General features: G+C 68.8%; 9 protein-coding genes and 1 pseudogene. 5 read left to right on the top strand and 5 right to left on the bottom strand.

Going from position 1 to position 10798, the window contains the following annotated elements; all coding sequences use genetic code 11:
- The 3 genes and pseudogenes from AC6RA4_RS15060 to AC6RA4_RS15070 form a co-directional block, all read right to left on the bottom strand.
- Positions 1-341, bottom strand: a pseudogene (locus AC6RA4_RS15060) (ABC transporter substrate-binding protein); the annotation flags it as partial.
- Positions 311-1681: a sensor histidine kinase gene (locus AC6RA4_RS15065; RefSeq protein WP_500161649.1), complete on the bottom strand. Its 1371-nt coding sequence runs from the start codon at positions 1679-1681 to the stop codon at positions 311-313. The pseudogene AC6RA4_RS15060 and the gene AC6RA4_RS15065, both read right to left, overlap by 31 nt.
- On the bottom strand, positions 1678-2346 hold the full coding sequence (locus AC6RA4_RS15070) for a response regulator transcription factor (protein WP_500161651.1): 669 nt from the start codon (positions 2344-2346) through the stop codon (positions 1678-1680). Before AC6RA4_RS15070 ends, AC6RA4_RS15065 begins: the two co-directional genes overlap by 4 nt.
- 135 nt (positions 2347-2481) lie before the next feature.
- Here AC6RA4_RS15070 and AC6RA4_RS15075 point away from each other — a divergent pair, with 135 nt between their 5' ends.
- From AC6RA4_RS15075 to AC6RA4_RS15095, 5 genes are all read left to right on the top strand, one after another.
- Positions 2482-3465, top strand: a complete 984-nt coding sequence (locus AC6RA4_RS15075) for a tripartite tricarboxylate transporter substrate binding protein (protein ID WP_500161653.1) — start codon at positions 2482-2484, stop codon at positions 3463-3465.
- A gap of 130 nt (positions 3466-3595) precedes the next feature.
- Complete coding sequence (locus tag AC6RA4_RS15080) at positions 3596-4093, top strand: tripartite tricarboxylate transporter TctB family protein (protein ID WP_500161654.1); 498 nt, start codon at positions 3596-3598, stop codon at positions 4091-4093.
- Between the two features lies 1 nt (position 4094).
- Positions 4095-5618, top strand: coding sequence for a tripartite tricarboxylate transporter permease (locus AC6RA4_RS15085; RefSeq protein WP_500161656.1), 1524 nt, complete (start codon positions 4095-4097; stop codon positions 5616-5618).
- Positions 5619-5655: 37 nt separating this feature from the next.
- Positions 5656-6822, top strand: coding sequence for a CaiB/BaiF CoA transferase family protein (locus tag AC6RA4_RS15090; protein ID WP_500161658.1), 1167 nt, complete (start codon positions 5656-5658; stop codon positions 6820-6822).
- Positions 6819-7598: a citryl-CoA lyase gene (locus AC6RA4_RS15095; RefSeq protein ID WP_500161660.1), complete on the top strand. Its 780-nt coding sequence runs from the start codon at positions 6819-6821 to the stop codon at positions 7596-7598. The genes AC6RA4_RS15090 and AC6RA4_RS15095 overlap by 4 nt, the downstream gene beginning before the upstream one ends.
- Before the next feature lie 397 nt (positions 7599-7995).
- On the opposite strand, the gene AC6RA4_RS15100 is transcribed toward AC6RA4_RS15095, so the two are convergent.
- The gene (locus AC6RA4_RS15100; protein WP_500161662.1) at positions 7996-9795 is read right to left on the bottom strand and encodes an NAD(P)/FAD-dependent oxidoreductase; all 1800 of its coding nucleotides are present in this window, start codon (positions 9793-9795) and stop codon (positions 7996-7998) included.
- Between the two features lie 140 nt (positions 9796-9935).
- Positions 9936-10798, bottom strand: an 863-nt coding sequence (locus AC6RA4_RS15105) for an AAA-type ATPase lid domain-containing protein (protein WP_500161664.1), incomplete at its 5' end; no start/stop codon positions are given.

Consider the following 10798-nt stretch of genomic DNA (forward strand, 5'->3'; position numbering starts at 1 on the left):
TGGCCGTCATTGGCGAGCTTGAGCTGCAAGTCCATCGCCGAGGAAATCGCCAGATCGAACGCCGCGCCCTCGCGGATACCACGGTAGAGCTCGACCGAGGAGGCAACCGTGTAATCGACCGTCAGGTCGGGCCGGCGCTGCTGGAAGCGCAGGATGTAGGGCTCGAACACCTCCAGATCGGCGGTCGAGACGATGCTCAACGTGCGGTCGGTGGTGCCGGGATAGACCCGGCGATCCTCGACCTCGAGCGCCCGCGCCAGCGTCGCCCAGAGGGCCAGGCAGAGGCAAAGGCCAAAGGTCAGGCCCTCTTTCAGGCCGACGGCAAGACGAGCGTCACGCATGCGCCACCTCCCCTAGCTGCGTTGCGAAGATCGAGCCGCCCGCCATGGGCGGCCAGCACGTCAGCGGCGATGGTGAGGCCGAGGCCCGAGCCCACCACGCCCTCGGTGTTGCCACCCCGGCGGAAGCGCTCCGTGAGGCTCTCGATCGGCCCGTCGCCAAGCCCCGGCCCCTCGTCGGTCACGGTGATCCGGGCGACGCCTTCCGCTGCGCTCACCGCGATATGCACATCGGTCTCGTCGGGCGAGTATTTCACCGCGTTGTCGAGCACGTTGCCAAGCGCCGACTCGAGCAGCACCGCGTCGCCCGTCACGCAGGCCGGCGCCGCCGTGATGCGGAACGCGATGTCCTTCATCGTCGCCGTGGGCTCGAGCGCGGCGGCCGCCTGCGCCACCAGCTCGCCAAGGTCGATGCGGTCGCGGGCCAGATCCTCGGCGCGGTAGGCGACGGTGGCGTGATCGAGCAGCTGCCCGGCGGAGCGGGAGCTTTCATCGACGGCGCGGATGATCCGCCGCAGGCGCTGCCGCGCCTCCTCGCTCTCGGCGCTGCGCAGGGCGATCTCGGCCTGAGTGCGCACCGTGGCCAGCGGCGTGCGCACCCGGTGCGCGGCCTCGGCGATGAAATCCTCCGAGCGCCGGATCGATTGGCCGAGCCGCTCCATCAGCCGGTTGAGCGCACCGCGCAGCGGCGCCAGCTCGGGCGGCGCATCGCGGCGCAGCGGGCGCAGGTCGGTGGGCCCGCGCCGCGACACCGCCTGCGCGAAGGCGTTGAGCGGCCTGAGCGAGGCGCGCGCGGCAAACACCGAAAGCCCGACCGCCACCACGAAGAAGGCCAGCGACAGCGCCGCCGCCAGCCGCGAAAGCTGCCCCGAGACCGCGTCGACGCCGCCAAGGGTCTGCGCCACGGTGACCACGACCGGCACCGGCCCGGCGCCGGCCAGCACCGTGCGGCGCACCGAGGCCATGCGGATCGCCTCGCCGGAATACTGCCCGGTCTCGAACGCCACCCGGGCGCCCGCGGGGGCGTCGGTCGGCACCGGCAGATCCTCGTAGCCAGTGAGCACCCGCTCGCCCGCGACCACCTTGTAGAACACCCGGTCCTCGCTGATCGCGCCCAGCATCGAGAGCGCCGAATAGGGCAACTCGAGCCGCACCTCGCCCTGCTCGCTGCGGATGGTCTCGGCGATGGTGGTGGCCGAGGCCGCGAGCACGTTGTCCTGCGAGCGCGCCGCCGCCTGCCGGGCCAGTTCCGAGACCATCCACCACGACAGCAGCGACAGCAGCGCCGCCACCCCGGCCAGAAGCACCGTCAGGCGATGTCCGATCGACAGGCGGGCGATCATTCCGGCGCGGTCTCCAGCCGGTAGCCGAAGCCGCGCACCGTCTCGATGCGCAGGCCCAGCGGGCCGATGCGCTTGCGCAGCCGCCCGACATAGACCTCGATGGCGTTCTCGGTGACCTCGGCGTCAAAGGAGAACAGCCGGTCGAGCAGCTGGCCCTTTGAGAAGGTCTGGCCGGGATGGCGGGCAAAGACCTCGAGCAGCCTTGTCTCACGGTTGCGCAAGGTGACGCTCTCGTCGCCGGCGCGCAGGGAGCCCGACATCGGGTCGAACAGCGCCTCGCCGAGCGCGATCTCGTTGCGGGCCGAGCCGCCGCGACGGCGCAGCACCGCGCGCACCCGCGCCTCGAGCTCGGAGAAATCGAACGGCTTGGTGATGTAGTCGTCGGCCCCCTGATCGAGCGCCCCCACCCGGTCGGTGACCCGGGCCCGCGCGGTGAGCACGATCACCGGGGTCTCGAGATGCGCCCGCGAACGGGCGAGGAAATCGCGCCCGTCGCCATCGGGCAGCATCACGTCGAGCAGGATCAGGTCATAGGAGGTGGCCGCGAGGCAATGCTCGGCCTCGGCAAGGCTCGCCGCGTGATCGACCGCGTGACCGTCGAGCGCGAGCCGGTTGCTGACCGCCTCGGCCAGCTCGCCATTGTCTTCAACCAGAAGGAACCGCACGCCCTCTTCACTCCCGTTATCGCTCCCGAAACCCTCCCGAGCGACGCGGCGAGACGTGTCAGGCCCGTGTCAGCTTTGTGTGGTCAACGGAAGCATGGGCGGAAGACGACCGCCTGTCAAATGGGAGGATTCCAGATGAAAACGAACATGACCCGCCGGGTCGTGATGGCTGCGGCTGCCGCGACACTTGCACTCTCCGGCGCGGCCAAGGCCGACGATCACCAGGTGCTCGAGCAGCTGCATTTCGTCATTCCCGGCGGCGCCGGCGGCGGCTGGGACGGCACCGCGCGCGGCACCGGCGAGGCGCTGACCAACTCGGGCCTCGTGGGCAATGCCAGCTACGAGAACATGTCCGGTGGCGGCGGCGGCAAGGCGATCGCCTACATGATCGAGAACGCCGCCAGCCTAGACAACACGCTGATGGTCAACTCGACCCCGATCGTCATCCGCTCGCTCACCGGGGTTTTCCCGCAGAGCTTCCGCGACCTGACGCTGGTGGCCGGCACGATCGGCGACTACGCAGCGCTCGTGGTCCCCGCCGACAGCGAGATCACCGACATGGCCGGCCTGCTGGCCGCCTATGCCGAGCAGGGCCCCGACTTCGCCATCGGCGGCGGCTCGGTGCCGGGCGGCATGGACCACCTCGTTGCGGCGATGGTGATGCAGGCGGCGGGCGAAGACCCGATCGCGCTGAACTACATCCCCTACGATGCCGGCGGCGAGGCCATGGCCGGCCTGCTCTCGGGTGAGATCGACGCGCTCTCGACCGGCTTCTCGGAAGCCATCGCGCTGGCCGAACAGGGCGAGGTTCGCGTGCTGGGCGTGACCGCCCCCGAGCGCGTGCCCGCCTACGATGCAGCGGCGACTTTCGCCGAGCAGGGCATCGACACCACCTTCGTGAACTGGCGCGGCTTCTTCGCGGCCCCCGGCACCTCCGACGAGAAGGTCGCCGAGTACATCTCTGCACTCGAGAAGATGTACGAGACCGAGGCCTGGGAAGAGGTCCGCGCCCGGAACGGCTGGGTCAACATCTGGAATCCGGGCGACGATTTCCGCACCTTCCTCGAAGCGCAGGAAAAGGAAATCGGCGACCTGATGAAGACTTTGGGCTTTCTCTGATCTCTCCCCAGCCCATCGATTGACCTAAGCCACATTCCGGAGGGCCGACCACCACGGCCCTCCGGATCCCGGTTTCACACCGCAAGATCACACCCAAGATCACCGCCAAGAACTCAAGGGAGGAGACGTCATGGCGCTCGACCGCTGGATCGCGCTTGTCTTCATCGCATTTTGTGCCGCCTACGGCTATCTGGCCTTTTTCACCATGGATCAGCTGCTGCCACCGTTCATGCAGCGCAACCCGGTCTGGCCGTCGACCTTCCCCAAGGTGCTCGCGATCATGGGCATCGTCGTGGGTCTGATCGTGCTGTTCGGCCTCGAACACCACGAGAGCAAGGACGGCGAACCCGACGCCGCCGAGATCAACTATCGCCGCCTGCACGAGTACAATCTCGGCCAGGCGCTGGCGCTGCTGGCGCTGATGGTGGTCTACGCGCTGGCCCTGCGCCCGGCGGGCTTCCTGCTGGCCACCACCGTGTTCCTCGCCGGTGGCAGCGCCATCCTCGGCGAGCGCAAGTGGCACATCATGCTGCCGGTCTCGCTGATCGCCGCCGGCTTCGTCTGGTATCTGGTGCAGGAGGTGCTGGGCATCTTCCTGCGGCCGCTGCCCTTCTTCATGGGGATCTGACATGCTTGACGGTATCCTGATCGGCCTCGAGGCCGCCTTCTCCTTCCAGAACCTCCTGATGGTCATCGCCGGCTGCCTCATCGGCACCTTCATCGGCATGCTCCCGGGCCTCGGCCCGATGTCGATCATCGCCATCATGATCCCGGTCGCCATCTCCATGGGCGACCCGACCGCTGCGCTCATCCTGCTCGCGGGGGTCTATTACGGCGCCATCTTCGGCGGCTCGACCTCGTCGATCCTGCTCAACGCGCCCGGCGTCGCCGGCACCGTGGCCACCGCCTTCGACGGCTACCCGATGGCCCGCAAGGGCCAGGCCGGCAAGGCGCTCACCATCGCCGCCGTCTCGAGCTTCTGCGGCGGCACCATCGGTGCGGTGCTGCTGGCGATCTTCGCCCCCGCGCTGTCCTCGGTGGCGCTGCTGTTCCACTCGGCGGAATACTTCGCGCTGATGGTGGTGGGGCTCTCGGCCATCGCGGCCTTCGCCGGCACCGGACAGGTCGCCAAGGCGCTGATGATGACCCTGCTGGGCCTGATCCTCGCCACCGTGGGCGAAGGCGCGCTGTTCAACATGCCGCGCTTCACGCTGGGCCTGATGGACCTGCAGTCGGGCATCTCCTTCATCACCCTCGCGATGGCGATGTTCGCCCTGCCCGAGGCCATCTTCCTGGTGCTCAACCCCGCCCGCTCGAGCCAGGGCGAGGGCGGCGGCTCGGGCAAGATCACCAACCTGCGCTTCACCCGCGAAGAGGGCCGCGCCATGATCCCGGTGATCGGCCGGCAATCGGTGCAGGGCTTCTTCATCGGCGTGCTGCCGGGGGCCGGTGCCACCATCGCCTCGTTCCTCGGCTACGCGGTCGAGCGCAACATCGCCACCGAGGAAGAGCAGAAGGAGTTCGGCAAGGGCTCGGTCAAGGGGCTTGCCGCGCCGGAGACCGCCAACAACGCCGCCTGCACCGGCTCCTTCGTGCCGCTGCTGACGCTGGGCATCCCCGGCTCGGGCACCACGGCAATCCTGCTCGGCGCGCTGATCGCGCTCAACGTGACCCCGGGCCCGCGCCTGATGGTCGACGAGCCGGATATCTTCTGGGCGGTGATCATCTCGATGTATATCGGCAACCTGGTGCTTCTGGTGCTCAACCTGCCGCTCATCCCCTACATCGCCAAGATCCTCGCGATCCCGCGCAACTACCTGATCCCGTTCATCCTGTTCTTCACCCTGATGGGGGCCTATATCGGCCAGAACAACGCCACCGAGCTGCTCATGCTGGTGGGGCTCGGGGTGCTCGCGACGATCCTGCGCTTTGCCGACTACCCGCTGGCGCCGGCGCTGATCGGGTTCATCCTCGGCACCATGCTCGAGGACAACTTCGCCCGCTCGATGCAGCTCTATCGCGGTCTCGACTTCATCCTCGAGCGCCCGATGACCCTGGGCCTGCTGATCCTCGCCGCGGTGCTGGTGCTGCTGCCGAGCTTCCGCGCCCGCCGCGCCCGGGCCCGCGCAAGGGGCGTCGCCGATGGCGATTGATCACAATGACAGACGGAGGCCCCTTGCGGGCCTCCGCGTGCTTGATCTGACCAACGTTCTGGCCGGCCCCTTCGCCTGTCACCAGCTCGCCCATCTGGGCGCCGAGGTGATCAAGGTCGAAGCGGTCGGCCGCGGCGATCTTGCGCGCAACCTCGGCGCCGATGCGGACCTTTCGAAACAGGGCATGGGGATCTCCTTCCTCGCCCAGAACGCCGGCAAGACCTCGCTGACGCTCAACCTCAAGGCGCCCAAGGGCAAGGCGGTGCTCAAGCGGCTGGTGGCCAGCGCCGACGTGCTGGTCGAGAACTTCCGCCCCGGCGTGATGGACCGGCTGGAGCTCGGCTACGAGACGCTGAAGGCCGAGAACCCGGCGCTGATTTACTGCGCCATCTCGGGCTTCGGGCAGGACGGGCCTTGGGCGCATCGCCCGGCCTATGACCAGATCATCCAGGGCGCCTCGGGCGTCATGTCCGTCACCGGCGATGCCGAGAGCGCGCCGCTGCGCGTGGGCTATCCTCTGGCCGACACGGTGGGCGGGCTGACCGCCGCGATGGCGATCTCGGCGGCGCTCAACGCGCCCGAGCGCGGCGCCTTCATCGACGTCTCGATGCTTGACTCGGTGCTGGCGACAATGGGCTGGGTGGTGTCGAACTACCTTGTCGGCGGCGTCACCCCGCAGCCGCAGGGCAACGAGAACCCGACCTCGGCCCCCTCGGGCGCCTTCCAATGCGCCGACACGCTGATCAACATCGCCGCCAACAAGGACGAGCAATGGCAGCTGCTGGCCCGCCACCTGGGCCGCGACGACCTGCTCGAGCACCCCGACTTCGCCACCCGCGAGCTGCGCAAGGCCAACCGGCTGCGCCTCAAGGCCGAGCTCGAGACCGTGCTCACCACCCGCCCCGCGCGCGAGTGGGAAGACGAACTCAACCGCATCGGCGTGCCCTCGGGCGCGGTGCTGAGCCTGCCCGAGGTGCTCGCGCATCCGCAGATTACCGAGCGCGGCCTGCTGGCCCGCTTCGACGACACGCCGGGGCTCGACCGGGCCATCGACCTGATGCGCATCGGCGCGATGATTGATGGCGCCCGCCCGACGGTGGACACCCCTCCCCCGGCGCTCGGCGCCGACACGGCGAGCATCCTCGCGGAGCTGGGCTATACCGAGGCAGAGATCGACAAGATGCAGAGCGAGGGCGTGACATGACCGAGCGCAACGACGTCAAGGACTGGTGGCGCACCAGCATCATCGACATGGAGCCGGGCCGCATCGCGCTGCGCGGCACGCCGGTCGAGGAACTGATCGGCAATGTGGGCTTTGCCCGGATGATCTGGCTGATGGTCACCGGCGAAGAGATCGAAGGCCCGCGCGAGGCGCTGTTCGAGGCGGCGCTGGTCTCGGCGGTGGATCACGGGCCGCAGGCGCCGTCGATTGCCGCGGCGCGCATGGCGGCGACCTGCGGCATCGGGCTGCAATCGGCGATGGCCACCGGGCTCAACATGCTGGGCGACGTGCATGGCGGCGCCGGCGAGCAGGCGGTGGCACTCTACCGGCAGATCGAGGCGGCGGGGCTCGATGCCCTGCCCGCCGTGCTGGATGACTGGCGCGCCGAGCATGGCAAGTTCATCCCCGGCTTCGGCCACCGCTTCCACAAGCCCGTCGACCCGCGCGCGCCACGGCTGCTGGGGCTGGTCGACGAGGCCGCCGAGGCTGGTGCGGTCGCCGGTGTCTATGCCGAGATCGGGCGCGGCATCGAGGCCCATCTCGCCGCAGAGCGCGACAAGCCAGTGCCGATGAACATCGATGGCGCCACTGCGGTGATCTATGCCGAGCTCGGCTGCCCGCCGCCGCTGGCGCGCGGCTTCTTCGGCCTGTCGCGCTCGGTCGGCATCCTGGCCCATGCCTGGGAGCAGACCGAACAGGGCGGACGCAACAAGGGCCCGACCCCGCCGGCCTATCGCTGGACCTATGATGGCGACTGACAGGGACGGCTCGGGCGCGCCCGAGCCTTCCGGAACCGTAAGCCCGTCGGCCACCGCCTCGGCGGGGTGGGACGCGCTGAGGATGGGACCGGCCTTCACGCTGGCGCTTTGGGACGGCACGGCGCCTTTTCCGGCGAGAGACGCATCGCCGAACGCGATCGCTTCAGATGGCCCCGCGTTCAGGGAGCAGACCACGCGAAGACCGCCTCTCAAGGCGCTCCTCACAAGGATGGGGCTGGGTTTCTCCCTCTCAGGCTGCGTCGGGCTCTGACGGGGGGCTTCTTCGCCAAGCCAACGACCTCGCTCGCCGAAAGCACCGCCCCGAGTGGAACGATGCGCCCGGCGGGAGGACAAGCCGGGCGCGCGGCGCGCCTGCGACGGCGCGCCGGATCGGGCATCACGACAGGTGATGCACCTCCTGCAGGCCGTAGACGGGGGTCTCGATGCCCTCCATCCGCGCCTTCAGCTGCAGCGCCAGATACAGCGAGTAGTGCCGTGACTGGTGCAGATTGCCGCCGTGGAACCAGAGGTTCTCCTGCTGGGTCGGCTTCCACATGTTGCGCTGCTCACCCTCCCACGGCCCGGGATCCTTGGTGGTGTCCGAGCCGAGGCCCCAGACCTTGCCGACCTTGTCGGCCACCTCCTGGCTGATCAGATCGGCGGCCCAGCCGTTCATGCTGCCATAGCCCGTGGCCATCACCACGAGATCGGCATCGAGATGCGTGCCGTCGGCCAGCACCACCCCGGTCTCGTCGAAGCGCTCGACCTGCCCTTTCACCAGCTTCACCTCGCCGTCGATGATGAGCTGGCTGGCGCCCACGTCGATGTAATAGCCCGAGCCGCGGCGGAGGTATTTCATGAACAGGCCCGAGCCGTCATCGCCCCAGTCGAGATCGAACCCGGCCTTCTCCAGCCCGGCATAGAACTCGGCGTCGCGCTCCTTCATCTGGTCGTAGAGCGGGATCTGGAACTCGTGCATGATCCGGTAGGGCAGCGAAGCAAAGATCATGTCGGCCTTCTCGGTCGTCATGCCGCTGGCCACTGCCTCTTCGGAGTAGAGCGCGCCGAGGCCGATCTCCATCAGCGTGTCCGAGCGCACGATATGGGTCGAGCTGCGCTGCACCATGGTCACGTCGGCATCGGCCTCCCAGAGCGCGGCGCAGATGTCATGGGCCGAGTTGTTGGAGCCGACGACCACCACCTTCTTGCCGGTCCAGGCATCCGGCCCCTCGTGCTGCGAGGAATGCTGGATCGTGCCCTTGAAGCTTTCCATGCCCGGGAAGAACGGGATGTTGGCCTTGCCCGACATGCCGGTGGCGAGGACCAGCTGGGTCGGGCGCAGCGTCACCTCCTCGCCGTCGCGGTTGACGGTGACCTCCCAGGTGCCGCTGGCCTCGTCATAGGCCGCCTTCTGCACCTCGGACCGGGTCCAGTAGTTGATCTCCATGACCTTGGTGTACATCTCGAGCCAGTCGCCCACCTTGTCCTTGGGCGTGAAGACCGGCCAATTGTCGGGAAACTTGATATACGGCAGGTGGTCGTACCAGACCGGATCGTGCAGGCAGAGCGACTTGTAGCGCGAGCGCCACTGGTCGCCGGGGCGGTCATGCTTGTCGAGCACGATGGTCGGCACGCCAAGCTGGCGCAGCCGCGCGCCAAGCGCGATGCCGCCCTGCCCGCCGCCGATGATGACGGTGTAGGGCTGGTCGGTGTAGCCGAGCTCCGCCGCCTCCGCCTCGCGCTTTTCCTTCCACGACTTGCGGTTTTTCGCGGCACCGTGCTCGGCGCCCATCGGGCGGCGCTTGCCGCGGTTCTCCTCGAAGCCCTTCAGCTCCTGCAGCGCGGTCAGCAGCGTCCAGATGCGACCGTCCTTCAGGCGCATCAATCCCCAGCCCCGGCCGACGGCGGTCTCGAAGGTGATCCAGGCGGTGATGACGCCGCCATCCTCGCCGGGGAGCTCGCCCTCCTGAATGGCAAAGCCGCGCGGTTTGGTGTGCCTGAGCTGGGCCGCGAGCATGTCCTGCACGCCGGCAGGCCCCTCCACGGTCTTGAGGTTCCATGTGACGGCGATCAGGTCGCGCCAGTAGCTGTCGGTGGCGAAAAGGGCGCTGGCCGCCTGCGCATCGCCCGCCTCAAGGGCGGCGTTCAGGCTGTCGAGCGTGTCCTGCACCTCGGCGGTGACGGTCGAGTCGAGCATTGCGTATCCTCCTCATAGGCAATGTGATGAAGAGAGTTTGGCGAGCCCGACCGCCCTCAGACCACAGGAATCCGGCGATTTTGGCTGTCTCTCAGGTTGCGGCATCGCAGCATGTTGCAAACGCAACGGCGTGCAACGGGTCAGCCCGGCGCGCGCAACCCTTCCTTGCGGATGCGACGCAGAACCGTCGAGCGGTTCACGCCCAGCCTGCGGGCGGCGCGGGCCATGTTCCAGTTGCAGGCGTCGAGCACCGCCTCGAGGCTTTGCTCTTCCGCGCAAGGCCGGGGCGGTTCCGGCAGATCCGGCAGGTCGATCACGTCACCTTCGGACAAGGCACAGGCGACGTCGAGAACGTTGCCCAGCTCGCGCAGGTTGCCGGGCCAGTCGCGGGCCATCAGCTCGGCGCGGGCCGAGGGCGTGAGCCGCGTCTCGCCGCCGGAGCGCCGCCGCAGCAACCGCTCGATCAGCCAGCCAAGATCCTGCCTCTCGCGCAGGGGCGGCAGCTCGAACACGGCACCGGCGAGCCGGTGGTAGAGCGCGCAAGGCAGGGTCTCGTGCGACAGCAGCGCATTGGGCTGCAGGCCGCTCGTGGCGATCGGGCGCAGCTCGGGATGCGCATCGAGAAGCCCGGGCAGCGCCCGGGCGGCGGTCTCGGACAGATCCTCGATGCGACGGAGCAGCAGCGTGGCTGGCCCCGGCTGCGCCCCGATCACCGCGGCCAGTTCGGCCGCCTCCACCCCCGCGCAGTCCACGGTGACGAACCCGCCGCGGCGCGAGGCCATGTGTAGCGTTCGGGCGAGCTTCGTCTTGCCGCTGCCGCTCTCGCCGCAGATCACCAGCGGGACATGCGTCGGGGCCAGCCGCTCCGCCTGCGACAAGAGCCGCGCCATCGCCGGATCGTGCCCTGCCAGCCCGGTCAGGACGCCGCCGGCGCGCATGTTCTTCGAGGACCGCTCCCCCACTGGCCTGCGCGGAGCCTGCGGTGCGATCGCGTGGCCGAAGA

This window comes from Salipiger sp. (assembly GCF_059781815.1).

Bases quoted from the DNA above. Each gene is read 5' to 3' on its own strand.
- AC6RA4_RS15065 (WP_500161649.1), bottom strand. From the start codon at position 1,681: ATGATCGCCCGCCTGTCGATCGGACATCGCCTGACGGTGCTTCTGGCC.
- AC6RA4_RS15075 (WP_500161653.1), top strand. From the start codon at position 2,482: ATGAAAACGAACATGACCCGCCGGGTCGTGATGGCTGCGGCTGCCGCG.
- AC6RA4_RS15080 (WP_500161654.1), top strand. From the start codon at position 3,596: ATGGCGCTCGACCGCTGGATCGCGCTTGTCTTCATCGCATTTTGTGCC.
- AC6RA4_RS15085 (WP_500161656.1), top strand. From the start codon at position 4,095: ATGCTTGACGGTATCCTGATCGGCCTCGAGGCCGCCTTCTCCTTCCAG.
- AC6RA4_RS15095 (WP_500161660.1), top strand. From the start codon at position 6,819: ATGACCGAGCGCAACGACGTCAAGGACTGGTGGCGCACCAGCATCATC.
- AC6RA4_RS15100 (WP_500161662.1), bottom strand. From the start codon at position 9,795: ATGCTCGACTCGACCGTCACCGCCGAGGTGCAGGACACGCTCGACAGC.